General features: G+C 49.0%; 13 protein-coding genes. All 13 read left to right on the plus strand.

Annotation, left to right across the window (positions count from 1 at the left end; genetic code table 11):
• The first annotated feature begins 126 nt into the window (after nucleotides 1–126).
• The 13 genes from NDA02_RS19390 (at nucleotide 127) to NDA02_RS19450 (ending at nucleotide 14,691) form a co-directional block, all read left to right on the plus strand.
• Nucleotides 127–1,212 (plus strand): class I SAM-dependent methyltransferase, encoded by a 1,086-nt coding sequence (locus tag NDA02_RS19390; RefSeq protein ID WP_190791229.1) that lies wholly within the window; start codon nucleotides 127–129, stop codon nucleotides 1,210–1,212.
• 28 nt (nucleotides 1,213–1,240) lie between these two features.
• Nucleotides 1,241–1,993, plus strand: a complete 753-nt coding sequence (locus tag NDA02_RS19395) for a GNAT family N-acetyltransferase (RefSeq protein WP_190791228.1) — start codon at nucleotides 1,241–1,243, stop codon at nucleotides 1,991–1,993.
• Between the two features lie 170 nt (nucleotides 1,994–2,163).
• Nucleotides 2,164–2,439, plus strand: coding sequence for a hypothetical protein (locus tag NDA02_RS19400; protein ID WP_190791227.1), 276 nt, complete (start codon nucleotides 2,164–2,166; stop codon nucleotides 2,437–2,439).
• A 137-nt stretch (nucleotides 2,440–2,576) separates the two neighbouring features.
• A complete protein-coding gene (locus NDA02_RS19405) occupies nucleotides 2,577–3,929 on the plus strand; it encodes a hypothetical protein (RefSeq protein WP_348255663.1) in 1,353 nt (450 codons plus the stop codon).
• A 64-nt stretch (nucleotides 3,930–3,993) separates the two neighbouring features.
• Complete coding sequence (locus NDA02_RS19410; RefSeq protein WP_190791297.1) at nucleotides 3,994–4,332, plus strand: hypothetical protein; 339 nt, start codon at nucleotides 3,994–3,996, stop codon at nucleotides 4,330–4,332.
• Nucleotides 4,333–4,375: 43 nt separating this feature from the next.
• Nucleotides 4,376–5,125, plus strand: a complete 750-nt coding sequence (locus tag NDA02_RS19415; protein WP_190791296.1) for a DUF6585 family protein — start codon at nucleotides 4,376–4,378, stop codon at nucleotides 5,123–5,125.
• A gap of 121 nt (nucleotides 5,126–5,246) precedes the next feature.
• A complete protein-coding gene (locus NDA02_RS19420) occupies nucleotides 5,247–6,605 on the plus strand; it encodes a hypothetical protein (protein WP_190791295.1) in 1,359 nt (452 codons plus the stop codon).
• Between the two features lie 188 nt (nucleotides 6,606–6,793).
• Entirely contained in the window at nucleotides 6,794–8,269 is a 1,476-nt protein-coding gene (locus tag NDA02_RS19425; RefSeq protein ID WP_190791294.1) for a calcium-binding protein, read from the plus strand.
• 477 nt (nucleotides 8,270–8,746) lie between these two features.
• On the plus strand, nucleotides 8,747–10,114 hold the full coding sequence (locus NDA02_RS19430) for a hypothetical protein (protein WP_348255664.1): 1,368 nt from the start codon (nucleotides 8,747–8,749) through the stop codon (nucleotides 10,112–10,114).
• Between the two features lie 120 nt (nucleotides 10,115–10,234).
• The gene (locus NDA02_RS19435) at nucleotides 10,235–11,698 is read left to right on the plus strand and encodes a hypothetical protein (RefSeq protein WP_190791292.1); all 1,464 of its coding nucleotides are present in this window, start codon (nucleotides 10,235–10,237) and stop codon (nucleotides 11,696–11,698) included.
• Between the two features lie 135 nt (nucleotides 11,699–11,833).
• Nucleotides 11,834–13,537: a hypothetical protein gene (locus tag NDA02_RS19440; RefSeq protein WP_348255666.1), complete on the plus strand. Its 1,704-nt coding sequence runs from the start codon at nucleotides 11,834–11,836 to the stop codon at nucleotides 13,535–13,537.
• Between the two features lie 67 nt (nucleotides 13,538–13,604).
• Nucleotides 13,605–14,384, plus strand: a complete 780-nt coding sequence (locus tag NDA02_RS19445) for an alpha/beta hydrolase (protein ID WP_348255667.1) — start codon at nucleotides 13,605–13,607, stop codon at nucleotides 14,382–14,384.
• An 82-nt stretch (nucleotides 14,385–14,466) separates the two neighbouring features.
• Entirely contained in the window at nucleotides 14,467–14,691 is a 225-nt protein-coding gene (locus NDA02_RS19450; protein ID WP_348255668.1) for a tetratricopeptide repeat protein, read from the plus strand.
• Nucleotides 14,692–14,702 lie beyond the last annotated feature (11 nt).

Consider the following 14,702-nt stretch of genomic DNA (forward strand, 5'->3'; position numbering starts at 1 on the left):
AGGCATTTAGGCTCAGAATGGTTTAGGAACGCTTTTGGAACGCTTTCGGAACGCTCGGATCGCTAACTTAGGTTCAGATGCAGGAAGTGAACGGCATCAACCCCTCAGTGAGTTAAGGAGACAGCGATGACATCCCAATTGCTAGACACGACCCCCTTCGACAGTACGAAAGCTGAAGCCTTTGCCGAAAGGATGCTGACGATTCTCAATAGTGGCGCAGTTTCCCTCATGACCTCGATCGGGCATCGCACCGAACTGTTTGACACCCTGGCAGAACTGCCGCCTTCTACCAGCCAGCAAATCGCTGATGCTGCTGGGCTAAACGAACGCTATGTGCGCGAATGGCTCGGTGCAATGGTCACAGGTCGCGTGGTGGAGTATGACCCGATCGCCAAAACCTACACTTTGCCTGCGGAACACGCTGCACTGCTGACCAGGGCTGCCGCCTCGGACAATATCGCGGTCTTTGCCCAATACATTCCGCTGCTGGGTTCAGTCGAAGAACAAATCATTGATTGCTTTTACAAAGGGGGTGGCGTTCCCTACTCTCAATACAAACGCTTTCATGCGGTGATGGCAGAAGATAGCGGTCAAAGCACGGTGTCTGCCTTGTTCGACCATGTGCTGCCGCTCATTCCCGGACTCACCGAAGACTTGCTGCAAGGCATTGACGTTCTGGATGTGGGCTGTGGTAGTGGACGTGCCCTGAATAAGCTGGCAGCAGCCTTTCCCAATAGCCGCTTCACAGGCTACGACTTTTCGGCTGAGGCAGTTGCCAATGCCAACGCGGATGCTCAGATGCGAAAGCTCAGCAACATTCAGTTTCAGGTCAAGGACGCTGCCACGCTCGATGAATGCGATCGCTACGATTTCATTACGACGTTTGATGCGATTCACGATCAGGCGAAACCGGATGTGGTGCTGCAAAACATTCACAATGCCCTGCGTCCAGATGGGGTGTATCTAATGCAGGACATCCACGCTACGACAGAAGTGGACGGTAATCTGGAGCATCCGATTGCCTCCCTGCTCTACACCATTTCCTGTATGCACTGCATGACGGTTTCCCTCGCCTATGGCGGCATGGGGCTGGGAGCAATGTGGGGCAAAGAAAAAGCACTGGAATTGCTCGCGAATGCAGGATTTAAGCAGGTTGAAATCAAGCAGCTTGCACACGACTTTCAGAACGACTATTACATCGTTCGTAAATAGTATTCGTAAATCATAAATGGAGAAAAAATTGAAGACTGAAATTCGAACGATATTTCGTTCCGCAATTCGTGATGACTGTAATACGATCGCTCAACTCTTTAGAATTTCATCTGAGGGCGTGTCTGATTATGTGTGGAGTACATTAGCAGATGATTATCCGGGTCTAACGCCGATCGAAATTGGAGCGAAGCGTTACGCCAATGAGGAGAGCCTGTTCAGCTACAAAAATTGCGTGCTAGCACAGCAAGCAGGTGAAATCGCGGGTATGATGCTGACCTTTCCTATTGAAGATTCCAAAGAAGCGACATCAGGTCATGCCGCTCCTCAGGAAATTCCCCTTGCGTTAACCCCTGAAGTTGTGGAAGCTCCTGGAACTTGGCATGCTGGACATCATGTGCTGTTTACTAATTTGCAGCAAACCAGAATTGTAGAAACACAGATTGAACAGCCGACAAGCATTCTATTCGAGCCGTCAGAGCCGGATGTGTTAGATCCTTATAACCTGGAGGCTCCCGGAACCTGGTACATCTGCGCTCTCGCTCTCTTTCCAGAGTTTCGGGGACAGGGAATTGGCACACAATTTCTCTCGATCGCCCATCAGCAAGCCGCAGCGCGAGGATTCTCAGAGCTAAGCCTACTGTGTTTTGAGCAAAATACCAGAGCACTGAACCTGTATCAGCGCAACGGATTTAAAGTGATCAATTTCAACCCAGTTGTGCCCCATCCTCTCATTCATCACACGGGCGATATTCTTCTCATGACCGCTCCCGTTCAGTTCTAAATCTCTCAAATTAATATGTGCAAAATCTGTGCATTCGCGGCGCGATATCCTCGCGTTCGTCAGGATTCCCTTGTCTTTAATCTCAGTCAGTTCGCGACTGTCATTGCTGCTAAGCCGCCAGCCGAGCAATCTCAGAAACAATCAACCCCATCAATTCAGGAGAAATCGCTATGAAAGAGCAACTTATCAATTATCACGAGCTTGAGTTGATGATTCACAAGAAATCAGACAAGCAAACAAAATCTCGCTTTGCATCAATTCTGAATCGAATCTGGAATGGAATTGTTAGATCGATCGCCGCATCAAATGAACCCATCATTCATTCACGCAAAGATAAATCTGGCAATCCTTACTGGGTGGTTCACGATCCGCTGCTAGGGCACAGAGTATTCTTCAATTCAGAGACAGAAGTACGGGCATGGCTCGATCGCCGCTACTACGAATAGATTCATGATTTGATTCGAATCCGACTCGATCTCACCACTCCACGCTTTGCATTGCAGCAATGAATTCATATTCATTGTCCAGAGTTCTTGCGTCCAAATTTCGCTCAAGCTCAACTACATTCTCAAGAAGACGAATCATGGCACAGGTATTTGAAACCGCTAATAATGACACATTCGCAACTGCAACGAAGTTGGGCAACATTCGCAATGGCCCGTTTGTCCGAGGTTCTCTCCTGAATGGTGACAACTTTGATTTCTTTAAATTTCAGGTTGATGTTCCTGTTAAAGGCGGTATTGCAGTTGTACCTCAAGGCATTGATGCCAACTTGGTTCTGTTCGATAGCAGCGGTCAACAAATCAGGAATTCCCTCAAGCCGGGAACCGCAACAGAAGGAATTTCGTTTGACAATTTGCCGACGGGCGAATACAACTTGCTAGTTAGTAAATCAACGGGCAGTGGCAGCTATACGCTGAGTGCAAGTGGCAATGCAATTACTCGTGCTCAATTGAGTACGACGGTCGATCGATTGACCGCACTTGAACGTTTTGACACTCCAGTGCCGTTCACAAGATTGGGAGAGGCTGACTTCTACTTTAAACTCAATAAGGGATTTGGAGAAGATACCGATCCTAAAAGGAGCAAAGTTTTCAAGGATGATGATGACATCAGCCCTAACTTGACTCTCACTCAAGATTTCAACATCAGTGAGCTAAAACCTGTTGTATTCCTCGATCCGAAAGACTCAGATGGTAGCCTGCGTATTGATGATGATGCAGATATCCATCCTTTTAGAGCTTTCAATCAGGCACCCTTAGAGTTTGATGTCCTTAGAAACGAAGTTGTTGTCGTTAATGGTGTTAATGTGCGAGCGCGTGAGAATGAAGTCATTACGTTAGAAGGAGATGGTGGTCGTGACTTTCTGGATATATCTACCAACAAAGCCAGAATCTCCTTCCGCGTCAACTACGACACCTTCACCTCCTCAACATCCAGCTTCAGCAACAGCACACCTCTGGTTGTTGGCACCAACGCCAGCCAAGACCTGACCGGAAAAAATCAGGGCGGCATCCTCTGCGGCGAAGGGGGTAATGACAAACTCTCTGGCATGGGCGGCAACGATGCCCTCTGCGGCGGCACAGGCAACGACATTCACATCGGCGGCACAGGTAACGACATCAGCTTTGGCGGTGCAGGCAACGACACGCACATGGGCGGTTCTGGCAAAGATACCTTCGTGCTGGCACTGAATAACGGCGTGGATATCGTCAAAGACTTCCAGAAGGGCGAAGACAAAGTGGGACTGTCGATGGAGTTAAACCCAGAGATCCTCGACATTGTGCAGCGGGGCAGAAACACCGTGATTGGCGTGGGCGGTGAACGACTTGCGACTCTCTTGAATGTGAAAGCCAATCAAATTAATGCTGCTGATTTTGCCACCGTGGACTTCTCCCACTTCAAGGGAATGGAAGTACCCACGTTAGTGTCCTAAAAAAATGGCTTCATCTGCTTACCTTGTGTGTGTTGATGCCTTCCCATTCAGTTGAGAATCCACAATGGCACTATTTATTCTGTTTGCTTTGTTGCTTGGGTTAGTCGGCAGCATTGTGATAGGTACATTGAGCGTATCGCTGTTAATAACTAGGCTGCAAGAACATAGCGGATCTCGACGATTAGTTCGCGCTGCCCTTTGTGGAATGAGTGCGATCGCCACCCTCCTGCTCACTCTGTTGTGGAGTCAGTCGCAGTTCCAAACAATTACCCCTCCAGATGGTGGAGCACCTACCCCGGATGATGCCCTTGCCTTATTAAAAGCTTGGCTTGGCTTTGGTCTTGCACCGGGTTTGGGTCTGCTCTCAGCAGGGTTAACTAGCCTTTGCTGGAGAAGAAGTTGAAGTTTTCCACGTTCCAGAAATTTGATTCATTTGAAGTGTAGTTATGAATTATTCCGCCTCATTCCCACCTCAAGAACTTGGTCAACTCCTCGGAGAATTTAACTGGCACAAACCAAAAGCTAAACAGCTATTTGTGACTTGGGGTTTGATGATTATTCCCTCACTGATTAGTTGCTTGTTCTTGGTCGGTATTCCTGCAACAATCTTCTCGATCTACTTTGCTCATCGATCGTGGCAACGATGGCGATCAGCTCAAAGTGTTGTCCTCCTTTATCAACATGGTTTAGTCGATCGGCGTAAATCTGATCCTATAATTTTGCCCTACGCCGACGTTGATACCCTACTCATTGCCGTAACCCGTCTGGCAAAAATAACGAGCTATACCCATACCATTCAAACCCGAGACAATCGCAAGATTCAATTTGATGAGCATCTAGCACAGATTAAAGAACTGGGATACATCTTGCAGGAGCAGGTCGTGCAGCATCAATTACCGAATGCGATCGACACCTATCATCGAGGACTGCTTGTTTTCTTCAAGCCGCTTGCAGTCACAGATAGTGGTCTTGTCATGGGTATGCAACATCTCTCTTGGCAAGAGTTTGATGGTGCGGCAGTAATTCAAACTCGAACTCGTACGACCATTCACACCTTCGTTGAGATTAAGCAAAAAGGTCAGAAGAAGCCCTGGGCACTGCTTGATCAAAAGACATTTCCAAACCTGCCCCTTTTTTTCGTGCTACTTGATTACATTCAGGGTTCAGCAGAGCGTGACGATATTCAGGTCAGTTAGGTAGACATCGCGATTCAAGTTGAACTTACCTCAATTCATGGCATAGAAACACCTGACAAAGTAATGCAAGTTTCTGTCCCAATAAACAACAGTTCACAATTCAATTGCAAGAGATAGTTTTATGGCACGCGACAATGATAATTCACTTGGTAATGCAAGAGATTTAGGCGTTTTTCCACTCAGCGGTCGAATTGTTAGCGATACGGTCAGCTCAACCGATGACTTGTCAGACTTCTATCGCATTAATGTTTCTAAACCCATTCGATTAGGTGCGACCTTAATTCCGAAGAACTCAGACGTCGATTTGTTTCTGAGAAGCGCAGATGGACAGGCGATTTCATCCTCACGAAATAGAGGTACTGCCGTTGATTCACTTAATGCTGAAACCATTGCCCCTGGCGTTTATTTTCTGGAAGTGCAAAAGCCAGATAGCGGTAGCACCGCTTACGATCTAAGCTTGAACGGGCTTGCAGTGAGCGAAGCCAATTTATCAGTCAATGTGAAGGCGATCAGAGCTTTAGAACGATTTGACCCCAGGACAATCTTTGGTAATTTCCAGCAGGCTGACTTTCAAATTTTCACAAATATCCAAGGTGAATCTCGCAAGAGCAAGGTCTTTGGCAACAACGATCAAATTAGTCCCAATTTCATTGTTTCCAAAAGTGTTGATCTAAACCAGCGATTTGTTCCCGTTAACCTCGCCGTAACAGATCACGATCCTGCTCCCAGCAGGTTTGATGATTTCGCCGATTTTAATCCTAGCAATACTCAAATCGGTTCATCGTTTGAGTTCGACGCAGCGACTGGAAGACTGCGATCGCAATTTGGCAACAATTCTGGCGGCTTTGGCGTACCGAGATTAGAAGGAGAAGTCATTACTCTGGAAGGCGATGGGAAAGGTGCACCAGTAGGGCAGGGAGGAACAAAGCGGGCAGTCGTATCGTTTCAAGTGACCTATGATGCCTTTACCAATTCATTCGCTACATTTAGCAACAGCACCCCTATCATTCGCGGTACCAACGCCAGCCAAGACCTGACCGGAAAAAATCAGGGCGGCATTCTTTGCGGCGAAGGCGGCAACGACACCCTTTCCGGTATGGGCGGCAACGATGCCCTCTGCGGCGGCACAGGCAACGACACTCAGATCGGCGGCACAGGCAACGACATGAGTTTTGGCGGTGCGGGCAACGACACGCACATGGGTGGTTCTGGCAAAGATACCTTCGTGTTGGCACTCAACAATGGGGTCGATGTAGTCAAGGATTTCCAGAAGGGCAAAGACAAATTGGGATTGGCGATCGAGCTAAATCCTGAAATTCTCGACATCGTGCAGCAAGGCAAAAACGTTGTCGTCGGGGTAGGGGATCAGCGGCTTGCCGTTCTCTCCAACGTTAAAGCCAATCAGATTACGGCTGCCGATTTTGTCACCGTTGATTTCACTCACTTTAAGGGAATGGAAGTACCCACGTTAGTCGCGTAGCCGTTGCAGGCGAATTAACACGAAGCAGTTTTCAATAGGCTTTTCAATATCATCCAGTTCGGTCGCGATTCATACTTTCTGAGTCTAAACGGGTGTCTTGTCGTATAGCACCGTTGCAAAGAAACGCCGATCGGAACGTCACCTTTATCTTTATTTACATCATTCACAATTTCAGGAGAAATTCAATCATGGCGAACGCAATCATTAACGCATTGCTTAATCCCACAACCCTTGTTCAGGAGAAAGAGCAGACCAACGTCTCTGGGACTCGGAATAGTTTTCTAAGCACTGCTGAAGCGGTGTTTGGCAATATGCCCAATGGCAGCATTGGCGCAGTCGGCAACGTCAGGGGATTGGGGAATATTGGCTCAAACGATGGAATCGATAACTTCTCATTTGCCGTTGATCGCCCCACTCGACTGGATGCCAAACTCACGTCAAACAACGAGAAGAATATTGCCTTTAACCTGATCAAAGACTTTGATAATGACGGCAAAAAGGGCTTTAGCACAGGCTTTGAAGATTTGCTAAATGCTTCCTTCATGCCGGGAGCCGATGAAATTCAGTTCGATCGCCTGGAACCAGGAACTTATTTTCTGGAAGTCATCAAGAGTACTGACCCCACGACTTCGGTCGACTATACGCTAACACCCAAAGCGTCTCCGATCGCGAATTCCAGACTCAACGTTGAGATCGATCGTATCATTCCGCTCAACAGTCTTGGCAACGTGATTTTGAAGGCGAACATTGAGGGATTCACTCAGCAAACGCAGCCTTTCGGATCGGGCGGCAATCAAGGCATCATTCTCAGTCGACCTGTTGACCCAAATAAGCGAGAAATCAACGTTAAACTGAATGCCTTTAAAGTGGATGCGAACGGCAGGCAATCCCCGCTCGATCTCAATGCCAAATTGGGCAAGACGGAACTGGAGTTCAACTACGACACGCTGACTCGTCAGGTGAAAGGCGAAACAGGCTTCGGCTTCTTTGGCAAAGAGAACGCCACAATACGGCAAACGGTGCGGGGAGACGGTGAAGGAACATCTAGTGGCATCAAAGTCAGCTATGACACGTTCACGGTTCCCGATGTAATTGTGGGCAATCAGCCTGCTGTGCTGCAAGCCAACAATATTCCCGTGATTCGAGGCAGCAACGGCAAAAACCCGATGCAGGGCAGTAACAATAACGGCATTCTGCTGGCACTGGGCGGAGACGATCGCGTGAACAGCCGTGGCGGAGATGACATTGTGGATGGCGGGAGCGGCAAAGATGCGTTGACTGGCGGCAGTGGCAATGACATTCTGATTGGCGGCACCGGAAACGATCGCATCTTCGGCAATGCAGGTGATGACCTGCTCGATGGTGGCAAAGGATTAGATGTGCTGAATGGCGGTGCAGGCAGTGACACCTTTGTTCTCGCTCGCGGCAACGGCACCGATATCATTCAAGACTTCCGCGATGGGCAGGACTTTATCGGGCTAAAAGCAGATTTGAGCCTTGCCGATTTGCGGTTTGTCCAACGCGGCAGCAGCACGGTCATTCAAGCAGGTCAAGAGCAGCTTGCCGTTGTGCAGGGCGTTCGTCCCGCTGCGCTAGACCTGACCGATTTCAAATCCATTGCAACGATGCCCGTTCTGGAAACGATCGTCCCTGTTGTGGCGTAGCGGATTATCCAACTCAGAATTCATCCATCGTGAGTTCTGAGTCACTCCCTACCCCTGCATAGTCAAAACAGAGCAAGACGATCGACTTCGGAACGCTTTAGGAACGCTTCGGGAACGCTTCTTTCGCTAACTTGATTTCAGATGCAATAAGAGAACTGCATCGCTCCTGACTAGTGATTCAAAGAGGACGTTTATTCTGAAACAGAATTGCAGGTATCGCTCGATCGCGCCTCGTGCTGTGTTGAAGACAATCGCTGCTACTACCAGTAACGCAGTTCATCAATGCAGCACAAAGCAACAACAACTTGCTGTCCTCTCGAATCTGAAAACCAATCAGATTACCGCTGTCAATTTCACTTGCTTCACGAGAATAGAAATACCAACATTGCTGGAATAGAATTCCGTGTTTTCGTCTTCCAATGTACTAGCTGAGCCATTGACAACCCATGATTAATGTTCCTCGAGAAGGTATTTCCCATGGCACGTGACGACAACAACTCTACGAGTACTGCTAAGGATTTAGGGCAATTTTCTAGCTCCAACAGATCCTTCTTTCAAGAAGATAACATTGGTCAAGACGATAGGTTGGACTTCTACCGTTTTACCATCAATACTCCATCTCGATTTTCTGCGGTTGTATTTTCTTCCAACGTCAATCTGCTGACATTGCAGGACGCTAACAACCGGACGTTAGATGTCTCTATCCTGAGCACATCATCTGATGTGGGAGTGGTTAGCTCTCAAAACTTGCAGCCTGGAACTTACTTTCTAGAACTTAGCTCCCTTAGTAACACATTCGACGGCTATAAGCTAAGTGCCAGTGCTTTAAGCATTAATCGGGCAGAAACGAGCATCACTCTAGAGCGAATTACAACGTCAGAGCAATTTGATATCAAAATTCCCTTTTCCTCATCTCATCGGGCAGATTTCAAGACGACTATTAACATCGATGGGCAAAGTCGATCGAGTGGTGTATTTGACAAGGATAGCAACGATGTCAAGCCGAACTTTACCTTCACTCAACCTGTCAATATCTCTGCAAAAGAGATTCCCTTCGAGATTAAAGCGATCGATGCTGACCCCGATCGAGATGATCCGGTGGATTTGGTTCCCTTTTTCTCAGAGCTTCCCCAGTTTTTTGGAAAGTATACTCCTGGTACTGACACGCTTTCTACAGGTGATCGTATCAGTGGCTTCATCAGTGGATTTCCCACTCGTGCAGGACTCAGCCAATCTGTAGAAGGGGATGGATTTGCTCGGCTGAGAGATGTGTTTGGCGCTCCAAGTGAGAGAGCTAAACAAGCTAAAGTGACATTCCGAGTTGATTACAACACCTTCACCGCATCATCGACAGCACTCCAAAGTGCCCCAATGATTGTAGGCAATGGCACAAATATCACCGGACGCGATGTTGGTGGCATTTTGGTGGGCAACGATCGCCGCAATAATCTGTTTGCGAAAGGCGGCAACGATGCCGTTTATGGCGGCAAAGGTAACGATCTGCTTGATGGCGGTACAGGCAACGACATCACTTATGGCGGCGATGGCAACGACGTCCATATTGGCGGTGCAGGGCGCGATGTCTTTGTAGTGGATTTGAATTCTAAGAGCGTAGATCTGTTCAAAGATTTTCAGATTAATGGCGATCGCATTGGACTTCCGTTTGCGCTACAGCCCGACATGATTGACGTGATTGCACATCAATTGGGTGCTGCCCTTAAAAGGGGTGGCAATACGCTAGCCGTGCTGCAAGGCGTTCGATCGAATCAACTCACTAACCAGCATTTTGCTCAAGTTGATTTTGCCGCCGTTAAGGGCGTAGAAGTACCCCACGTCATTGTCTAATTTGTAGTCTTGCATTTCACAATCGATTCGGCTTTGGCGCTCGCGATTGTCAACAGGAATTTTTGTTGAAATTTGCTCACATCTTGTTAATTCTTTAACTTCAATGAGAGACATTCAATTATGGCGAACGAAATTATTGAAAGCATACGCACCCCAACCGATATCGTCATATTCAAAGAAACTGAGCCAAATGACTCGCTGGGGCAAGCGAATTCGCTGGGCAACCTACTGAACTTCAGAAGCACAATTGAGGGCAATGTCCGGATCATTACCACGCCTTTTAGCTCAACTCAACCTTCCACGATCATCCGAGATCCGATCGATGTATTCTCCTTTAGCGTCGATCGCCCCTCAAAACTCGATGTCTCACTAAGAACCGCCAAGGCTGAAGATGTCGCAATGCGGCTCATTCGAGATTTGAATGGAGATGGCACAGTGGGTTTGAATGAACTTCTGTCATCTTCTTTCCAACCCGGTGCAGATGAAATTAAGTTCGATCGCCTTGATTCGGGAACCTATTTCTTAGAGGTCAACAAAAGGGAAGGTTTTTCCTCCGTGGATTACAGTTTGATTCCCAGAGCGGGTCAAGTTGTGGCTGCAAACCTGACGATCGGTATCGATCGACTCATTCCGCTCACTTCGAAATCGAACGTTACTGTCAAAGCAGATATCAACGGACAGCAGCAAGTCACTTCTCCCTCATTTTCGCCAGCACCCGGACAAAACATCAACTTATCAGCATCGGTTGATCCAGGCCAACGCGAACTCAGCGTCACCCTGAGGGCTTTTAAGCCGGGGGCAAAAGTTGCTCAAATTCCGCTTGATCTGGACGCGAGAGCAGGCAAAACGGCACTAGAGTTCACCTATGACACGCTGACTCGGCAAGTGAAGCCCAAAGACGGTAACGGTTTCTTTGGCAGCGAAGATCAAATTATCCGACAAACAGTGCGGGGTGATGGAGAAGGCACAATCAGCGGCATTCGCGTTAGCTATGACACGGTCAAGCAAGCCGATCCTAATCCGGGATTAATACCCGTTGAGCGGTTGCCGCGTGTGCCGATCGTGCGTGGTAGCAGCAAAGCAGATCCGATGCGGGGAGGTTCCCAAAGTGGGATTCTATTGGCACTGGGCGGAGATGATCGCGCGAATGGCGGCGATGGCGATGACATTATTGACGGTGGAACGGGCAAAGACACGCTGATTGGCGATACCGGTGATGACATTTTGATTGGTGGTAATCAAAACGATCGCATCTTCGGCAATGCAGGGGATGACATTCTGGAGGGCGGTAGAGGCGCAGATCAGCTCACGGGTAGTGCGGGTGCTGACACCTTTGTTCTGGCTCGCGGCAAGGGAACTGACATCGTCACTGATTTTCAAAATGGTCAAGATTTCATTGGACTAGTTGGATTGTCTTTTGCTGATTTGAAGTTTGTTCAACAGGGCAGCAGCACGATCGTTCAAGCAGGCAAAGAACAACTTGCTCAGCTCTCGGGCGTTCGTGCCACCCAGCTTGATCCAACCGACTTTCGATCGATCACGACGCTAGCCGTTTCAGGCGCGATCATCCCAGTACTGGCATAGGAATCAGCCGCCCGGCTGGATTTGTACAAAAACCTGTACAAAAACGAAATCCAGATTTTATGCCATCTGCATTCCATCTAAAGGTTAAGCGATCGCGACCACACCATTCTTTTGAATTTTTGAGGAGTAAACATCATGAATCGACTGTTCAAATCCTACCGAACTTTATTTGTTGGCTCGCTTCTGACGACGCTACTTCTGAGTTACCCGATCGGTTGGGCTGAAACGGCAATTGCTCATACCGAAAGCCATTACCCTGAGCAAACGACCATTAATTCTGTCACGACTCCGCTATTTGATAACCTAGGCAACTACAGCCATTCGATTTCAACTCGCAATTCGCAGGCACAGCGTTACTTTGATCAGGGATTGATTCTATCCTACGGTTTCAACCATGCCGAAGCGCTGCGATCGTTTCAGCAAGCCGCCCAACTTGATTCCAACTGCGCGATCTGTTACTGGGGCATGGCGTATGTGCTAGGTCCAAATATTAACGCAGCAATGGAAGCGGGAGCCGTTTCCACCGCCTGGGAAGCGATTCAAAAGGCGATTGCCCTTAGCCCGTCTGCCAGCCCTAAAGAACGCGCCTACATTGCGGCACTGGCAACCCGCTACGCACCTGAGCCTGTTGAAGACCGAACTGCTCTCAACCTTGCTTATGCGAACGCGATGCGGCAAGTGGTACAACAATATCCTGATGATCTTGATGCTGCCACCCTGTTTGCCGAAGCACTGATGGACACCATGCCCTGGGACTATTGGGCAGAAGACGGCACGCCCAAACCTGAAGGCGCAGAAATCATTGCAACGCTGGAATCTGTCCTGCAACGCAACCCAAACCATCCCGGCGCACTGCACCTCTACATCCATGCGGTGGAAGCCGAACGTCCAGAACTGGCAGCACAAGCCGCCGATCGCCTCCGTGACCTCAACATCAACACCGGGCACCTGATTCACATGCCGGGTCACATCTATATTCGGGTGGGACGCTACCACGATGCCGTCATTGCCAATCAGCAAGCCGCCGCCGCCGATGCCTTCTATGCTCAACAGCACAACCCAGAAGGAACGTATCCCACAGTTTATATGCCCCATAATCATCACTTTCTCTGGTTTGCAGCGGTGATGTCGGGACAGCGGGAAGTGGCAATGCAGGCTGCCCAACAAACGGCAAATTTAGTGGATCAATCCCTGATCCAACAAGCAGGCAATGGTCCCTTGCAACATTTCACCCTGATTCCGCTTTATACTCAGGTCAAGTTTGGGCAATGGAATGAAATTTTGGCGCAGCCTGCCCCAGGGCAGGATTTGATCTATCCCACAGGCGTTTGGCATTTTGCTCGCGGCATGGCATACACGGCAAAAGGCCAGCTTCAGCAAGCAGATCGGGAACTCCAGGCCCTCCAGGCGATCGCCACCAATCCTGATCTGGAGTCTGTCACCGTCGATGGTCTCAACAACGCAGATTATCTGCTAAAAATTGCGATCGAAGTGCTATCCGGTGAACTGGCAGCTCAACAGGGAAACTATCAGGAAGCGATCGCCCATCTTCGTCAAGGCGTTGAGTTGGAGGATAGCCTCACATACACTGAACCTGCTTCCTGGTATGCTCCGGTACGTCAGACTTTAGGCTCGGTGCTGCTCCAAGCCAACCGCCCCACAGAAGCCGAGCAAGTTTACCGAGCGGATTTAGCAATCTATCCCGAAAACGGTTGGTCGCTCTATGGGCTAGCGCAAAGTTTACGAGCGCAAGGCAAAGAGCAAGAAGCACAGCAGGTACAAGCCCGATTTGAGCAGGCTTGGCAATATGCCGATACCTCGATCGCTGCTTTGCAGTAGTCGTCATGCAAAGTGTTTTCCTGGTTTGCAATCTGTTTCAGAAACCTAATTCATTGGAAATCAATTCATGCAGTACCTGTCTTCACCCACGCTCACGACAGTCTCCTACGACAAATCCGGCAGTGGTCCACCCCTAATTCTCGTACACGGCAGCTTCAGCGATCACAATACTAACTGGGAGTTTGTAAAACCCCAATTCGAGAAGCAGTTTACCGTTTATGCGATCGCTCGTCGTGGACGGGGTGAAACAGACGCAACCGAAGGTCACAGTCTTATTGATGAAAGTTTGGATGTCGTGACCCTGATTCAGGCGATTGATGAACCCGTTTTCCTTCTGGGTCATTCCTATGGTGCTCAAGTTGCCCTTGCCGCAGCGAACAAAGTTCCCAACCACGTGCTGAAACTGGTGCTTTACGAGGCTCCCTATCCGCAGTCCATTCGTAAGGAAGCTCTAATGCAGCTGGAGGCACTGGCGCAGGCAGACCACTGGGAGGATTTTGCAATCACCTTCTTCCGCGATGTTCTGTTTGTCCCGATTGAGGAGCTAGACGAACTGCGAGCCACCGAACTTTGGTCGCCAATTATTGCCGATGCGAAGGCAACGCTGGGCGATCTTCGGACACTGGTCAGGTACAATTTCAAAGCCGATCGCTTTCGGGATCTTCCAATCCCGGTGCTGCTCCAGATTGGCAGCGAAAGCCCTCGTGCCCTTTATGTGACTAATGCGATCGCCGCCGTCCTTCCTGATGCTCGCATTGAAGAGTTACCGGGTCAGGCACACGAAGGAATGACCACAGCACCCGAATTGTACACCGAGGCAGTATTTCGCTTCTTGCTTGAAAAATAGGTTAAAGTTCTAGTGACCGTTGTCGCCACCATTGCCCTGACTTAATCTAGCCTGATCCTCTACTGCACTAGCTTTCTGAGTGGTGCGCCAAACTTTAGAGGCAGTACTGCTGCAAGCGAACCGTCCTGCCCAGGCAGAGCAAGCCTATCTGGAGAATGTGGCTGAATATCCTGAAAACGGCTGGTCGCTTTATGGGCTAGCGCAGAGCCTACGGGCAGAGGGCAAAACACAAGAAGCGCAACAGGTGCAAACTCAATTTGAGCAAGCTTGGCGCGATGCAGACGCTTCGATTACCACCTCACGGTAGTAAAGCATCTG

The organism is Leptolyngbya sp. ST-U4 (genome assembly GCF_039962215.1).
Lineage (GTDB): Bacteria > Cyanobacteriota > Cyanobacteriia > Elainellales > Elainellaceae > Leptolyngbya_A.